Source organism: Streptomyces lydicus (assembly GCF_000717345.1).
In the GTDB taxonomy this organism is placed as follows: domain Bacteria; phylum Actinomycetota; class Actinomycetes; order Streptomycetales; family Streptomycetaceae; genus Streptomyces; species Streptomyces lydicus.
On record NZ_JNZA01000002.1, the window covers coordinates 70,009 to 84,376 of the forward strand.

Annotated in this window: 14 protein-coding genes; 10 read left to right on the forward strand and 4 right to left on the reverse strand. The window is 73.7% G+C overall.

Annotation, left to right across the window (positions count from 1 at the left end):
• The first annotated feature begins 149 nt into the window (after positions 1 to 149).
• Positions 150 to 755 (forward strand): TetR/AcrR family transcriptional regulator, encoded by a 606-nt coding sequence (locus OO62_RS01820; protein WP_033265342.1) that lies wholly within the window; start codon positions 150 to 152, stop codon positions 753 to 755.
• Between the two features lie 39 nt (positions 756 to 794).
• On the opposite strand, the gene OO62_RS01825 is transcribed toward OO62_RS01820, so the two are convergent.
• The gene (locus OO62_RS01825; protein ID WP_228332590.1) at positions 795 to 2,297 is read right to left on the reverse strand and encodes an LVIVD repeat-containing protein; all 1,503 of its coding nucleotides are present in this window, start codon (positions 2,295 to 2,297) and stop codon (positions 795 to 797) included.
• Positions 2,298 to 2,479: 182 nt separating this feature from the next.
• Here OO62_RS01825 and OO62_RS01830 point away from each other — a divergent pair, with 182 nt between their 5' ends.
• The gene (locus tag OO62_RS01830) at positions 2,480 to 3,187 is read left to right on the forward strand and encodes a DUF305 domain-containing protein (protein WP_033265343.1); all 708 of its coding nucleotides are present in this window, start codon (positions 2,480 to 2,482) and stop codon (positions 3,185 to 3,187) included.
• Positions 3,188 to 3,284: 97 nt separating this feature from the next.
• On the opposite strand, the gene OO62_RS41645 is transcribed toward OO62_RS01830, so the two are convergent.
• On the reverse strand, positions 3,285 to 4,376 hold the full coding sequence (locus OO62_RS41645) for a DUF6214 family protein (protein WP_051732521.1): 1,092 nt from the start codon (positions 4,374 to 4,376) through the stop codon (positions 3,285 to 3,287).
• Positions 4,377 to 4,512: 136 nt separating this feature from the next.
• Between OO62_RS41645 and OO62_RS01845 the strand changes: the two genes are divergently transcribed.
• The gene (locus OO62_RS01845; RefSeq protein WP_033265344.1) at positions 4,513 to 5,883 is read left to right on the forward strand and encodes an FAD-dependent oxidoreductase; all 1,371 of its coding nucleotides are present in this window, start codon (positions 4,513 to 4,515) and stop codon (positions 5,881 to 5,883) included.
• Positions 5,884 to 5,911: 28 nt separating this feature from the next.
• Here OO62_RS01845 and OO62_RS01850 read toward each other — a convergent pair whose 3' ends face one another.
• On the reverse strand, positions 5,912 to 6,283 hold the full coding sequence (locus OO62_RS01850; RefSeq protein ID WP_033265345.1) for an ArsR/SmtB family transcription factor: 372 nt from the start codon (positions 6,281 to 6,283) through the stop codon (positions 5,912 to 5,914).
• Positions 6,284 to 6,462: 179 nt separating this feature from the next.
• Here OO62_RS01850 and OO62_RS01855 point away from each other — a divergent pair, with 179 nt between their 5' ends.
• The 7 genes from OO62_RS01855 to OO62_RS01885 all read left to right on the forward strand — a co-directional run bounded on the left by OO62_RS01855 (position 6,463) and on the right by OO62_RS01885 (position 13,252).
• The gene (locus OO62_RS01855; RefSeq protein WP_033265346.1) at positions 6,463 to 7,566 is read left to right on the forward strand and encodes an NADH:flavin oxidoreductase/NADH oxidase; all 1,104 of its coding nucleotides are present in this window, start codon (positions 6,463 to 6,465) and stop codon (positions 7,564 to 7,566) included.
• A gap of 135 nt (positions 7,567 to 7,701) precedes the next feature.
• On the forward strand, positions 7,702 to 8,787 hold the full coding sequence (locus OO62_RS01860; RefSeq protein ID WP_033265347.1) for a WD40/YVTN/BNR-like repeat-containing protein: 1,086 nt from the start codon (positions 7,702 to 7,704) through the stop codon (positions 8,785 to 8,787).
• Between the two features lie 126 nt (positions 8,788 to 8,913).
• A complete protein-coding gene (locus OO62_RS01865; RefSeq protein ID WP_033265348.1) occupies positions 8,914 to 9,591 on the forward strand; it encodes a uracil-DNA glycosylase in 678 nt (225 codons plus the stop codon).
• 23 nt (positions 9,592 to 9,614) lie between these two features.
• On the forward strand, positions 9,615 to 10,664 hold the full coding sequence (locus OO62_RS01870) for an LURP-one-related family protein (RefSeq protein WP_033265349.1): 1,050 nt from the start codon (positions 9,615 to 9,617) through the stop codon (positions 10,662 to 10,664).
• Complete coding sequence (locus OO62_RS01875) at positions 10,657 to 11,676, forward strand: N-acetylglucosamine kinase (protein ID WP_228332589.1); 1,020 nt, start codon at positions 10,657 to 10,659, stop codon at positions 11,674 to 11,676. Before OO62_RS01870 ends, OO62_RS01875 begins: the two co-directional genes overlap by 8 nt.
• A gap of 93 nt (positions 11,677 to 11,769) precedes the next feature.
• Positions 11,770 to 12,726, forward strand: coding sequence for a sirohydrochlorin chelatase (locus OO62_RS01880; protein WP_374992898.1), 957 nt, complete (start codon positions 11,770 to 11,772; stop codon positions 12,724 to 12,726).
• A gap of 184 nt (positions 12,727 to 12,910) precedes the next feature.
• Entirely contained in the window at positions 12,911 to 13,252 is a 342-nt protein-coding gene (locus tag OO62_RS01885; RefSeq protein WP_033265351.1) for a nuclear transport factor 2 family protein, read from the forward strand.
• Between the two features lie 15 nt (positions 13,253 to 13,267).
• On the opposite strand, the gene OO62_RS01890 is transcribed toward OO62_RS01885, so the two are convergent.
• Positions 13,268 to 14,314 carry a lactonase family protein gene (locus tag OO62_RS01890; RefSeq protein WP_033265352.1) on the reverse strand — a complete coding sequence of 349 codons (1,047 nt, stop codon included), beginning with the start codon at positions 14,312 to 14,314 and terminating at the stop codon, positions 13,268 to 13,270.
• Positions 14,315 to 14,368: the final 54 nt, after the last annotated feature.

A 14,368-nucleotide genomic window follows, 5' to 3' on the forward strand; every position in this document is an offset into this window, starting at 1 on the left:
GCGAGGTGCGGAAGCCGGCCCGCACCCGATTCGGGCGATCCCCCGCGTCGCCCGAATCAGGCGGTCCGGCCGGATCCCGTCCGGGGGACGGACATCCGGAGTCGTACTGAGTATATTGGCTTTCAGCCAGTCAACGCAGGAGTTACAGGATGGCCCCCCGCAGCGCATCGGTCAATGAAGAATTGCGGCGGCGCTCCCGCGAGCGGCTGTTGCAGGCGACGGTCGATCTGGTGGGCGAGCGCGGGTACGAGGCGACCACGCTCGGGGACATCGCGCAGCAGGCGGGCACGGCGCGCGGGCTGATCTCGTACTACTTCCCGGGCAAGCGGCAGCTGCTGCAGTCGGCCGTGCACCGGTTGATGCACCTCACCCTGCAGGCGGCGCTGGAGCGTGAGCCGCGACCGACGGGGCCGGAGGCCGGGCGGGAGCTGCTGGCGCGCGCCGTCGACGCGATCCTGGGGCTGGCGCACGACCGTCCGCTGCTGATGCGCACGCACATGGCCGGGATCCTGACCGCCGAGGGGTTCATCCAGTGCCCCGAGCAGCAGCGGCTGGCCCAGTTGCTGCGCGACACGGTCGTGGCGTACGGATCGCCGGACCCCGATGCCGACTATCCGCTGTTGCGGGCGCTGCTGATGGGGACGGTGGTGGCGATGCTGCTGCCGGGCGCGCCGATGCCGCGGGTCCGGCTGCGGGCCGAGCTGTTCCAGCGGTACGGGCTGGACTGGGAGTCGGGGGACCCGCCGGACGACTGAGCCGCCCGGCGGGTGGTGCAGCGCTCCAGGTGTGGCCGGTCAGCGGTAGTCGGGCTGGGTCTGGACGTTGAGTTCGCGCATCCGGACCGTGGTGGCGCTGTCCGTACGACGGTCGGTGATCTTCAGGACGTCGAAGCCCTTGGCGATGTCGTTGGAGTAGATGTGGCCGTTGTAGTAGTACGCGGACCAGGCGCCGCCGGTGACGAGTGAGTCGGCGGAGAGCGGGCCGCGCTCGAAATAGCCGATCTCCTTCGGCTCCGCGGAGTTGGTGAAGTCCCAGATGGAGACCCCGCCCTGGTACCACGCCTGGACCATGATGTCGCGGTTCCTGGCGGGGATCAGGGAGCCGTTGTGCGCGACGCAGTTCTCGGTGTCGGCCTGGTGGCGCGGGATCTTGTAGTAGCTCCGGAAGACGAGCTTGCGGTGGGTGCCCTTGCCGACGATGTCGTAGATGCCGTCGGCGCCGCGGTGCGGGCCGACCTTCTCGTTGCAGGTGGCCGCGCCGCCGCCGCCCAGTTCGTCGGTGAACACCACTTTGGTGCCGCGCTCGTTGAAGGTCGCCGAGTGCCAGAACGCGAAGTTGACGTTGTCCTGGACCCGGTCGATGACCTTGGGTGCGGCCGGGTTCGAGACGTCCATGAGGATGCCGTCGCCCATGCAGGCACCCGCGGCCAGTTTCAGCGTGGGGAAGGTGGTGATGTCGTGGCAGCCGGTGGTCTGTGTGACGCCCGGGTTGGTGGGTCCGCCGGGGTTGCCGCCGTCCGGGAAGAGCACCGGAAAGTCGATCACGGCGGCCTGCTCGGGGGCGGAGCGCGGCACCTTGATGACGGAGATGCCGTCGTGCGGCGGCCGGCAGTCGGGGAAGGCGTCGCTGGGCGAGTACGACGAGACGTAGAGGTAGACGTCGCGGCGCTCGGGAAGCAGGGTGTGGGTGTGGGAGCCGCAGGCGGTTTCGACGGCGGCGACGTACTCGGGGTGCTCCTTGTCGCTGATGTCGAAGACCTTGATGCCCTCCCAGGAGGACTTCTCGGTCGCGGGCTGCGGGGTGCTGCTGCAGGAGTTGTCGGTGCGCGAGGAGTCCGTGGAGAGGAAGAGCAGGTTCCCGGAGACCGAGACGTCGTTCTGCGAGCCGGGGCAGAGCACCTGACTGACGGTCCTGGGGGCCTCGGGGCGGGAGATGTCGTAGATGACGAAGCCGTCGTAGTTGCCGGCGAAGGCGTACTTCCCCTGGAAGGCGAGATCCGAATTGGTGCCTTGGAGGGCCTGTTTGGGGAGGTGGGCGAGCGGGCGGACGTTGTCGCTGTGCACGACTTCGTCGACGCCGGGTATCTCGCCGTTCTTGATCGCGGCCCGGGTGTCCGCTGCCTGGCCGAGGCTCATTTTCCCGGTCGCCGAGGGGTGGTCGCCGGGGTCGGGGGTCGCGGCCGCGGGGCCGGACGCGAAGAGGGCGGCCACCAGCCCGAGTGCCGCGGCCGCCGCGCCGAGGGATCTGCGCCGCAGACGGGGTCCGTTCCGCGCGCGGGGTCTGTGCAACGACGTCACAGGGTCCTCCCTTGGAGTCCGTTCCGGTGTGAACGGTGCTTGGCCCCGGTAGTATCGCGCTCCTCATGTACATATCAATAGATGGCAATGAAGCGGTAACGTTCGAGCAGGGTGGGTAACGCCCCGGCAAGGGCACGGCAGCACGAACCGATCACTGGTCCCGACGGACAGGAGTGTGTGCGGTGACGCGTACCCGGAGACGGCACCCCAGGAGAGCCGCGGCCCGCGCCGCCGCCGCCGGCCTGGCCCTCACCATCTCCCTTGCGGTGGGCGGCTGTTCGCCCGACGGCGACTCCAGGGGCGCCGGAACCCCGGACCGGGCCGCCGGGCCGGACGTGATCGCACCGGGCAGGCCGGGCGAGCGGGCGAAAACCCTCACCGCGGAGGACGTCGCGAAGGCCAGGAAGGCCGGTAAGGCCCGCGGCGACGACGTCCCCAACTCCGCCGATTTCGGCTACGTCCAGATGATGATTCCGCACCACCAGCAGGCGCTGGTGATGACGGCGCTGGCCGCGCGCCGTGCGGACGCCGCGCCGGTGAAGCGGCTGGCGGAGCGGATCGCCGCCGCCCAGGGGCCCGAAATCGGGGCGATGGAAGGGTGGTTGAGCCGTCATGGCGGGCCGCACGCCGAGGAGGGCCACCACCCTCACGGCGCGATGCCGGGCATGGCCACCGCCGCCGAGCTCGCTCGTCTTCGGGCGGCGCGCGGTGCGGGGTTCGACGCGCTGTTTCTGCGCTTGATGATCGCGCACCACCGGGGCGCGGTCTCGATGGCCACCGATGCGCTCTCCGGGGGCCGTGACACGCTCGTGTCGGAGATGGCGAACGACGTCATCGCGCAGCAGAGCGCCGAGATCGGGCGGATGGAGCGGCTGCGGGCGCCTCGGTAGCGGTGGCCCGGCGCGGCAGCCGTCGACCGTCAGACGTCAACCGTCAGCCCCCGGAGCGCCTCGCCCAAGGGGCTTGATGCGTAAGGAAGTTGCGTCGTCAGCGCTTGTTGTGGCGTGGCGTCAGGAGTCCCTCGTCGCGGGCGCCGGCGATCAGGCGCAGGGACCGGCGTCGGTTGCGGCCGGTGGCCAGCATGACCGCGAGCACCGGATCGCGCCCCTCCCGCTGGGCCTGGCGGTACGCCTCCGCGGCGAGCTTACGGCGCTCGGCGGCCCGCGACCGGGCGAGCAGGGCGGAGCGGGCACGCTCCTCCGCCGCCTTCCCCGGCGCGGACGCCGCGGTCTTCGCGGGTGCCGCCACCGACGCATCCGCTCCGTTTGCCGCACCCTTCCCCGCCGCGTCCGTCCCCGCCGTGTCCGCCTCCCCCGCCGCCGGCTTCGACCCGGTGTCCGCCGGATCCACGGCCCCATCCGCTGCCGGATCCACTGCCGGTTCGGCGATCGCCGGCGCCGCCGTCGACTCCACCGCGGGCGCCGCGACCGCACCGCCCTGCGGCTCCGGGGGCACGGACAGTGGCGGCTCCGGGGCCCTGCCCGCCGACAACTCAGCCGTCCCACATGTCTCCGAGGCGGACGCGCCCTCGGCCGCCGTACCGGCTGCCGGGCGGGTCACCGGTTCCGGTGCGCTCGCCGGCACCGCGTCGGATGCCGGACCGGCCATGGGTTTGCGGGGCGGGCCGGCCATCGGTCCGCCCTCCCGCTCCGGTGACACCGCCGCCGGGCCCGGCTGGCGGGGCGCGGGGCGGGCCTTGCGGGGCCGGCCGGTGGCCGCGCGGAAGGCGTCGTCCAGCGGGCCCTCGATCCAGCGGGCCAGGTCGGCGAGGCCGTCCAGGGGCAGCGGCGGGTCGGCGCGGACGTCCTCGACGGTGATGTGGTCGTCGGAGACCGTCACGAGCACGTCGATGCGTGCGCCGTCGGCGAAGGTCAGCCGGGCGCTGCACCAGGACCCCAGCGGATCGAGCCGGGGCAGCGGGCCCCCGCGGCCGTCGGAGCCGGCCGCCCCGCCCGGGGCGGCGGGCCCGGCTGCGGGCGCGGCCGAACCGTGCGCCCGCAGCTCCCACGTGGGCCACTCCCGTGGCGCGCCCTGGGCTTCATATCGGTGATTAACGGTATAAAAGTCACTTTCCGACACATTGAAAACCTAGCCTCCAGCTCACCCGGCCCAGTAGCGCGGCACGCTCATCCCACCGGGAGCAACCCCGATAGCGCATCTCCCGCCGCCTGCCCGCCGGTGGGATGCTGGGGGTAACCCGCGGAAGGGGCCACTCGTGCTTCGTGTCGCAGTGATCGGTTCCGGGCCCAGTGGCGTGTACACCGCCCAGTCCCTGATCGAGCAGCAGACCGTACCGGACATCGAGGTGTACGTCCTGGACCGGCTGCCCTGCCCGTACGGCCTGGTGCGCTACGGCGTCGCCCCCGACCACGAGAAGATCAAGTCGCTGCAGAACAATCTGCGGGCGGTGCTGGAGCACCCCCGGGTGCACTTCCTGGGGAATGTGGAGGTGGGCCCCGGGCTGGGCGTGCGGGAGCTGCGGGAGATCTTCGACGCGGTGGTCTTCTGCGTGGGGGCCGCCACCGACCGCCATCTGGGCATCCCCGGCGAGGACCTGCCGGGCAGCCATGCCGCGACCGAGTTCGTCGCCTGGTACAGCGCGCATCCGGACGCGGCCTCGACCCGTTTCGCGCTCGCCGCGCGGTCCGCGATCGTGATCGGGGTGGGGAACGTGGCGGTGGACGTGGCGCGGATGCTCTCCCGCGGCGCGGCCGAACTGGCCCTGACCGACATGCCGCAGCTGCCGCTCGGGACGCTGGCGGAGAGCCGCGTCGAGGACGTCTGGATGGTCGGCAGGCGTGGGCCCTCGCAGGCCAAGTTCACCACCAAGGAGCTGCGGGAACTGGGCTCGCTGCCGGGCACGGAGGTGCATGTGCGGCCGGCCGAGCTGGCGCTGGATCCGGCGTACCGGGACCCGGCCGGGCTGCCGGCGGTGGGGCGGCGGAACGTCGAGGTGCTGCGCGGCTGGGCGGAGCGCCCGACCGGAGCGACCACCCCGGTGGCGCGCCGGCGCCGGATCCATCTGCGGTTCTACCTGCGGCCGGTGGAGATGCTGGGGGACGCGGCCGGCGGGGTGCGCGCGGTGCGGTTCGAGCGGACCACGCCCGACGGGCGGGGCGGTGTCGCGGGGACCGGTGAATTCGAGGAGATCGAGGGGCAGTTGGTGCTGCGCTCGGTCGGCTACCGCGGGACGCCGCAGCCGGGGCTGCCGTTCGACGAGACGACCGGGACGGTGCCGCATCAGGCGGGGCGGGTGCTGCGGGAGGGGACGCCGCTGCCCGGGGTGTACGTGGCGGGCTGGATCAAGCGCGGGCCCACGGGCGTGATCGGTACCAACCGGCCGTGCGCGAAGGAGACCGCGCAGTCCCTGCTGGCGGACGCCGGCACGCTCGCGGGGCGCACGACGGCCGAGGACCCGGTGGCCGCGCTGACCCGGGCCGGGCAGCAGCCGGTCGCGTGGCCGGGCTGGCTGGCCATCGAGGCCGCGGAGGCCGCGTTCGGGCACGGGCTGGGGCGGGGCACCGTCAAGCTGCCGGACTGGGCGGGGCTGTTGGAGGCGGCGCGCTCGGCGGGCGCGACCCGGTGATCCCGCCGGCGGGTACGGCCGTCGGCGGCTACTCCGCTTCGAGGCGGCGGGCCTGGAGGTCGGCCGCGCGCAGCACGCCGTCGATCAGGCCGGGGAAGAGCTCTTCGAGGTCGGCCGTGCGCAGCCGGTTCATCTTGGCGGTGCCCCGGTAGAGCTGCTGGATGACGCCGTGTTCGCGCAGCACCCGGAAGTGGTGGGTGCAGGTGGACTTGCTGACCGGCAGCTCGATGTCCGCGCAGTTCAGCTCGCCCTCGGCGGCGGCGAGCGTACGGACGATGCACAGCCGCATGGGGTCGGCGAGGGCGTGCAGCACGTCGGCCAGCCGGATGTCCTCACGGGGCGGGTGCTCCAGCGACCTGGAGCCTGACGGGGCGGCCGCTGAGGGCGTATCGGTCGGCATGACGGCTCCTGGGTCGGTCTGCGGGGCACGGTCCCGGGGCGTCCGGCCCGCGGGGCCGCCCTGTCCGCCCGCTCATTGTACGAGAACCGTCGTAGTTTGACATCCACCGTAGTACGGCGCCTATCGTACGAGCCTGGGTTCAACCGGAACCCGTTCCTCGCCAGGTACAGGAGCCCGCCGTGAGCGCACTGTTCGAGCCCATCACCCTTCGCTCGCTGACCGTCCCGAACCGCCTCTGGATGGCGCCCATGTGCCAGTACTCCGCGGCCCCCGACGGCCCGGCGGAGGGCGCGCCCGGCGACTGGCACTTCCAGCACCTGGCCGCGCGGGCGACGGGCGGCACCGGCCTGATCCTCACCGAGGCGACCGCGATCAGCCCCGAGGGCCGGATCAGCCCGTACGACCTGGGGCTGTGGAACGACACCCAGACCGAGGCGTTCCGGCGGATCACCGGCTTCCTCAAGGCGCAGGGGACGGTCCCCGGCATCCAGATCGCCCATGCCGGGCGCAAGGCGTCCACCGAGCGGACCTGGGTCGATCGCGGCGCACCGCTGCTGCCCGGCCAGCGGTACGGATGGGAGCCGGTCGGCCCGAGCCCGCTGCCGTTCGGCGAGGGGTTCGCGACGCCGGCGGAGCTGTCCGTGGAGCGGATCGGGGAGATCGTCGAGCAGTTCGCGGCGACCGCGCGCCGGGCGCTGGCGGCCGGCTTCGAGGTGGCGGAGATCCATGGTGCGCACGGCTACCTGATCAACCAGTTCCTCTCCCCGTACACCAACCACCGCACCGACGGGTACGGCGGCTCGTACGAGAACCGGACCCGGTTCGCGCTGGAGATCGTGGACGCCGTTCGGGCGGTGTGGCCCGAGGACCTGCCGGTCTTCTTCCGCATCTCGGCGACCGACTGGCTCACCGAGGACGAGAGCGACGACCGCGAGGGCTGGACGGCCGACGACACCGTGCGCTTCGCCCGTGACCTCGCCGGGCGCGGCATCGACCTGCTGGACACCTCCACGGGCGGCAACGCCCCGGACGCGCGGATCACGGCGGGTCCCGGCTACCAGGTGCCGTTCGCCGAGCGGGTCAAGAAGGAGGCCGGGCTCGCGGTGGGCGCGGTCGGGCTGATCACCGAGGCGCGGCAGGCCGAGAAGATCATCGCGGACGGTCAGGCCGACGCCGTGCTGCTCGGCCGCGAGCTCCTCCGCTCCCCCAGCTTCGCGCAGCACGCGGCGCGGGAGCTGGGCGCGTCGATCCGGGTGCCCGAGCCGTACCACCGGGCGGTCTGAGGCTGCGGCAGGCGGTGCGGCCCGCGCCGCACCGCACCGTCCGACCTGCACGGATGCGCTCCGGGACGCCGTTGTCAGTGGCCGGGTGCAGACTGGCCACTGTCTGAGACAACGGCGTCCCGGAGGTGTCCGGAAATGACTGACGTACTGCTCGCGGTGGGGACCCGCAAAGGGCTCTTCCTCGGCCGGCGACGGCACGGGGACTGGGAGTTCAGCGGCCCGCACTTCCCCGCGCAGGCGGTGTACTCCCTCGGGATCGACACCCGCCGTGCGACCCCCCGGCTGCTCGCCGGCGCCGACAGCGCCCACTGGGGTCCGTCGGTGTTCCACTCCGACGACCTGGGCGAGAGCTGGCACGAGCCCGCCCGCCCGGCGGTCAAGTATCCGGAATACACCGGCACTTCGCTGGAGCGGGTGTGGCAGCTGCACCCCGCGGGCCCGGCCGCGCCCGATGTGGTGTACGCGGGCACCGAGCCCGGCGGGCTGTTCCGGTCCGAGGACCGCGGCGAGACCTTCGAGCTGGTGCGGGCGCTGTGGGACCACCCGAGCCGGGAGAAGTGGGTGCCGGGCGGCGGCGGGCTGGCCGTGCACACGGTGGTCACCGACCCGCGGGACGCCGACGCGGTCACGGTCGCGGTCTCCGCCGCCGGGGTCTTCCGCAGTCGCGACGGCGGTGCCAGCTGGGCCCCGTCCAACAAGGGCGTCAAGGTGGTCTTCCTGCCGGACCAGCATCCGGAGTTCGGCCAGTGCGTCCACAAGATCGCGCAGGATCCGGTCGACCGCGACCGGCTGTATCTGCAGAACCACTGGGGCGTCTACCGCAGCGACGACGCGGGCGTGACGTGGACGGACATCGGCGCCGGGCTCCCCTCGGACTTCGGCTTCGCGACGGCGGCGCATCCGCACCGGGGCGACGTCGCCTACCTCTTCCCGATCACCGCGGACATCGACCGGGTGCCCGCCGGGCACCGCTGCCGCGTCTACCGCACCAGCGACGCCGGCGAGAGCTGGGAGGCGCTCAGCCACGGCCTTCCGGAGGAGGACCACTACGGCACGGTGCTCCGGGACGCGCTCTGCGTGGACGACACCGATCCCGCGGGGGTGTACTTCGGCAACCGCAACGGCGAGGTGTACGCCAGCGCCGACGACGGCGACAGCTGGCGGCAGCTGGCCTCCCACCTCCCCGATGTGCTGTGCGTACGGGCGGCCGCCATGGGGTGAACGGACAACGCGGCGGCGTGGCGGGGCCGTTGGCCGCCCCGGGGCGTCGCGGGACGTCGCGGAGCGCGGGCGCGTGCGCGGGCCATGGGTTGAAGCCCGGCGGGCCTCGGCCAGTAGGGTGATCCCGTGGCTGCACGACCTCTCCAAGACATTGTCGAACCAGGCTGGGCCAAGGCACTTGAGCCCGTTGCCGACCGGATCGCCGCGATGGGCGACTTCCTGCGGGCGGAGATCGCCGCGGGACGTACGTACCTGCCGGCCGGCAGCAATGTGCTGCGCGCCTTCCAACAGCCCTTCGACGAGGTGCGGGTGCTCATCGTCGGGCAGGACCCGTACCCCACACCGGGGCACGCGGTCGGGCTCAGTTTCTCGGTGGCGCCGGACGTCCGCCCGCTGCCCGGAAGCCTGGAGAACATCTTCCGCGAGCTGCACTCCGACCTCGGGCTGCCCCGGCCGTCGAACGGCGATCTGACGCCGTGGACGCGCCAGGGCGTCCTGCTGCTGAACAGGGCGCTGACGACCGCGCCCCGCAAGCCGGCCGCGCACCGCGGCAAGGGCTGGGAGGAGGTCACCGAGCAGGCCATCCGGGCGCTGGTGGCCCGCGGGCGTCCGCTGGTGTCGGTGCTGTGGGGGCGCGACGCGCGCAATCTGCGGCCGCTGCTCGGCGATCTGCCGGCCGTGGAGTCCGCGCACCCCTCCCCCATGTCCGCCGACCGGGGCTTCTTCGGCTCGCGTCCCTTCAGCCGGGTGAACGACCTGCTGGCGCGACAGGGCGCGCAGCCGGTCGACTGGAGGCTGCCCTGACGCCGGGCGATAGTGTGCCTGGCATGACGAATGCGAACATCCCTGCGGGCTGGTATGCCGATCCGCAGGGCACCCCCCACCAACTGCGCTGGTGGGACGGGTCCCAGTGGACGGCGCACACCCACCCGGGACAGCAGCAGGCGGCGCACGTCGCCGGCGGTGCGGCCGACCGGGGCGCCGCGGCGCCCGAGCAGGCCCAGGCGGCCCGGCCCGCCGCCCAGCAGCCTGCGCAGCAGCCGATGCCGCAGCAGTTCGCGCCGCAGCAGCCGGCCCCGGCGCAGGCCCCGTACCCGGGGCAGCAGCAGGGCGGCGTCGCGTACGGGCAGCCGGGCCCCGGCCACCCCCAGCAGGGCGGGCCGGCGCAGCAGCCGTACGCCGGGCAGCCGATGCCGGGACAGCCGGGCGCGCACCCGGCCGCGGTGGGGCACCAGGTCCAGCAGCAGGCGGGGGTGGCCCCCGGCGGTCCCGGTGGCGGCACGCTCTTCACCGAGCCGGTGCTGGTGGTCAGCCAGAAGGCCAAGCTCATCGAGGTCACCAACGAGTACGGCGTCTGCGACCAGCACGGCAACGCCCTCGGCGCGGTCGTCCAGGTGGGCCAGAGCACGGCCAAGAAGGTGCTGCGGGTCGTGTCCAGCCTCGACCAGTACATGACCCACAAGCTGGAGATCCGGGACGCGTACGGCCAGCCGCAGCTGGTGCTCACCCGGCCCGCGAAGATCATCAAGTCCAAGGTGATCGTGCAGCGCCCGGACGGCTCGCCGGTCGGCGAGATCGTGCAGCAGAACGCCATCGGGAAGATCAACTTCGCGATGATGGTCAACGGCCAGCAGATCGGCGCCATCAAGGCCGAGAACTGGCGGGCCTGGAACTTCGCGATCGTCGACCACGCCGACACCGAGATCGCCCGGATCACCAAGACCTGGGAGGGCCTCGCCAAGACGATGTTCACGACCGCGGACAACTACGTCCTCCAGATCCACCACCAGCTGCCCGACCCGTTGCTGAGCCTGGTCGTCGCCACGGCCCTGACCGTCGACACCGCCCTCAAGCAGGACGCCCGCGGCTTTGGGTGAGCCCGCCGGCCGCGGCGCTGCCGGCGGCCATGTGCTCGGGGTCGACTCCGGCGGTTCGGGGCTGCGGATCGCCGTGGCGCGCGCCGACGACGCCGAAGCACGCCCGCTCGCCTCCGCCGCCTCGGCCGGGCCGGTGCGCACCGGCCCGGGCGGGATCGACGCGGAACATCTGCTCGCCCAACTCCTGCCCGCTGCCGAGGAGTTGGCGCGCGAGGTCGGTGCGGACGGGTTCACCGCGGTGTGCGTGGGCGCGGCCGGCATGGCCTCGCTGGGTGACGAACTGCGCGCCCGGCTGCCCGGCGCGCTGACCGCCGCCCTCGGGGTGCGCCGGCTCGCTCTCGCGGGTGACGCGGTGACCGCGTACGCCGGTGCGCTGGGCCAGCGGCCCGGGGCGGTGGTCGCCGCGGGCACCGGCATGATCGCCCTGGGTACCGACCTGACCCCGGCCGGCGGTTGGCGCCGTGCGGACGGCTGGGGCCATCTGCTGGGCGACTGCGGCGGCGGCGCCTGGATCGGCCGCGCCGGACTGGAGGCCGCGCTGCGCGCGTACGACGGGCGGCCCGGCGGCTCGGCGGCCCTGCTGGCGTCGGCGGAGGCGGTGTTCGGGCCGGTCACCGGGGTGCCCGGCTTCCTCTACCCGCGCGCCGACCGGCCCGCCGTACTGGCCTCGTTCGCCCCGGAGGTCGGCCGCCGCGCCGCCGGCGAGGACGCGGTGGCGCTCGGCATCCTGCGCGCCGCCGCGGAGCACATCGCCGACGCCGCGGCCGCGGTCTGCCCACCGGGCGAAGGGACCGCGGTGGCCTGGACCGGCGGCCTGTTCGGCATCGGCGAACCGCTGCTCGGCCCGCTGCGCCGGGCGCTCGCCGAGCGGCTGCCGGGGGCCCGTCCGGCCGCCGCCGCGAAGAGCCCTCTGGAGGGGGCTCTGACGATCGCCGCGGCACTGGCCGGCGACCGCCTGCGGCTGCCCCCGGATCCCAAGTTGTTGCAGATCACACGGCCTGCGCGGGGGTAACGGCGAAGACGCGCGGGATAAATCGGGACGGATACCTCAGCAGCGAACCCTCCCTCCGCGCGGGGGTGGTCCGAGGCGTTAGCATGCGGCGCCATGAGTTCCCCCACTGGGCCCGCACCTGGCTCGCCCGATTTCGACGCCGCATCCCCGAGCCCGGGAGCCGCACCCGGCCTGCCTGTACGAATGCCGCGCGCGCGGCAGTCCGGCCGCCACCGCAGGCCGGAGCCGCTCGCCGCACCCGAGGGCGCCCCCGCCCTGGTGCTGGCCGTGCCCGGCACCCCGACCTCCGCCTCGCGCAGCCTGGCGGAGGAGGTCTCCAGCATCGCCCGCTCCGAACTCCCGGGCCTCGACGCCCGGATCGGCTACGTCGACGGCGGTGACGACGAGTTCCCGTCCCTGGAGGCCGTGCTGACGCGCGCCGCCGCCGAGCAGAAGGCCCGCGAGGACGTCGACGGACGCCCCGATCCCGGCCCCGCCGCGGTGGTCGTGCCACTGCTGGCCGGACCGGACAGCGCCCTGCTGCGCCGGATACGCCAGGCCATGATGAACAGCGGCTCCGGCGCCGAACTGACCGACGTCCTGGGGCCGCACCCGCTGCTCGCCGAGGCGCTGCACGTCCGGCTGTCCGAGGCCGGCCTGGCGCGCGCCGACCGCGCCCGGCTGTTCACGGTCGCCACGGCGGCCGACGGCATCATTCTGGCCACCGTGGGCGGCGACGAGGCCGTGCAGGCCGCCGGCATCACCGGCATGCTGCTCTCCGCACGGCTCGCGGTGCCGGTGCTGGCCGCCGCGCTGGACGAGGAGGGCGCCATCTCCCGTACCGCCGAGCAGCTGCGCGGGTCCGGTTCGCAGGCGCTGGCGCTGGCGCCGTACCTGATCGGCCCGGAGATCGCCGACGGCCTGGTGGGGGCGGCCGCGGCGGAGGCCGGGTGCGCCTCGGCCGAGGCGCTGGGCGCGTACGGCGCGGTGGGCCGGCTGGTCCTGTCGAACTACGCGGCGTCGGTGGGCATCACCCTGCCGACGCAGGCCCAGGGAGTACCGGTCCGCTAGGACGCTTCCCAGGTCAGGCATCGCACCGGAGGGCCGCCCCGCGCCGCGCGCAGGGCGGCCCTCTGTCGTACCGAGGGGCGCGGAACGGCCGTCAGACGGCCTGGGAGGACCCGGGTGCGGCCACGGGGCGGCCGAGGGCCGTACGCTCGCGAGAGAACCGCACAGCGCCTTCGGGAGGATGTTCATGACGAACGTCGACGTCGTCCGCGCCGCCTTCACCGCCTACCTCGCGCAGGACCGCGAGGCCATCGATCGGCTGCTCGCCGACGACTTCGTCTTCACCAGCCCTCAGGACGACCACATCGGCAAGGCCGCCTTCCTGGAGGTCTGCTTCCCCACCGCGGACCGCCTGCGCCATCAGGAGATCCTCGAGGCGGTGGCCCTGGACGACCACCAGGTGTACGTCCGCTACGAGTACGAGCTGACGACCGGTGAACGGCACCGCAACGTCGAGGTGCAGACGGTGCGCGACTGCCGGATCGCCGAGATCCAGGTGTACTTCGGCGGCCGCTTCCCGTCGGGCTGAGCCGCCCGGGACGGCTCAGGCGAACACGACGCAGGACGCGGCCGGTGCCTCGATCGCACCGCCCCGGACCGGGATGCCGGTCTCCGGGTCGACGGCGAACCAGGTGACGTCGCCGGAACGCTCGTTGGCGGCGTACAGGTGCCGGCCGTCGGGGTGCAGCGTCAGGTCGCGCGGCCAGTGGCCGCCGCACGGAACGGTGGTGACCAGGCGCACGGGGTCGCCGGTCGCGTCGAGGGCGAGCACCGAGAGGCTGTCGTGGCCCCGGTTGGCGGCCCAGGCGAACCGGCCGTCCGGGGAGACGACAAGTTCGGACGGGAAGGTGGCCGTGGGCACCACTCCGTCCGGCAGGAGCCGGGTCTCCCCCCGCGGTGTCAGCGCGCCCCGCCCGGCGTCCCACCGGCAGACGGTCACCGTCGGATCGAGTTCGTTGATGACGTAGGCGCGGTCGCCGCGGGGGTGGAAAGCGAGGTGCCGCGGTCCGCTCCCGGGCCGCAGCCGCACCTCGTCGCACAGGGCCGGCGTGCCGTCGGCGCCGAGGGTGCACACCCGTACCGAGTCGGTGCCCAGATCGACGCTGAGCAGCCGGTGCCCGGCGGGATCGGGCAGCACCGCGTGCGCGTGCGGGCCTTCCTGGCGGTCCGTCTGCGGGCCGCTGCCCTCGTGGGTGAGCACGCGGGCCGGGCCGCCGAGCGAGCCGTCGGCCCGTACGGGGAGCGAACTGACGCTGCCCGAGCTGTAGTTGGCGGTGACGAGGTGACCGTCGAAGAGGGTCAGATGGGTGGGGTCGGCGCCGCCGACGGGGACGGCGGGGCCGAGCGGCCGGGGCCCCTCGGGCGTGAGCGCGAAGGCGGCCGCGGCACCGTCCGGGGTCTCGCTGACCGCGTAGAGGTACCGCCCGTCGGGGCTCGGCGCCAGGTAGGAGGGGTTGGGGACGGCGTCGGTGGAGTGCAGCGGGGTGAGCGCTCCGGACGTCGGGTCCACGGCCGCGGTGGTGATGCCGAGGCCGCCGGCCGTGGTGAAGGATCCGATGTACGCCCGCCGGCCGCCGTCGTTCGTCGTCACTGGTCCGCCCTTCGTCCGCTGTCGCCCGGGTGCCTGCTCCCGCGACGCTAACAG

Excerpts from the sequence above, each read along its gene's own strand:
- OO62_RS01860 (WP_033265347.1), top strand. The coding sequence starts at position 7,702 with ATGACTGACGTACTGCTCGCGGTGGGGACCCGCAAAGGGCTCTTCCTC.
- OO62_RS01870 (WP_033265349.1), top strand. The coding sequence starts at position 9,615 with ATGACGAATGCGAACATCCCTGCGGGCTGGTATGCCGATCCGCAGGGC.
- OO62_RS01820 (WP_033265342.1), top strand. The coding sequence starts at position 150 with ATGGCCCCCCGCAGCGCATCGGTCAATGAAGAATTGCGGCGGCGCTCC.
- OO62_RS01880 (WP_374992898.1), top strand. The coding sequence starts at position 11,770 with ATGAGTTCCCCCACTGGGCCCGCACCTGGCTCGCCCGATTTCGACGCC.
- OO62_RS01850 (WP_033265345.1), bottom strand. The coding sequence starts at position 6,283 with ATGCCGACCGATACGCCCTCAGCGGCCGCCCCGTCAGGCTCCAGGTCG.
- OO62_RS01885 (WP_033265351.1), top strand. The coding sequence starts at position 12,911 with ATGACGAACGTCGACGTCGTCCGCGCCGCCTTCACCGCCTACCTCGCG.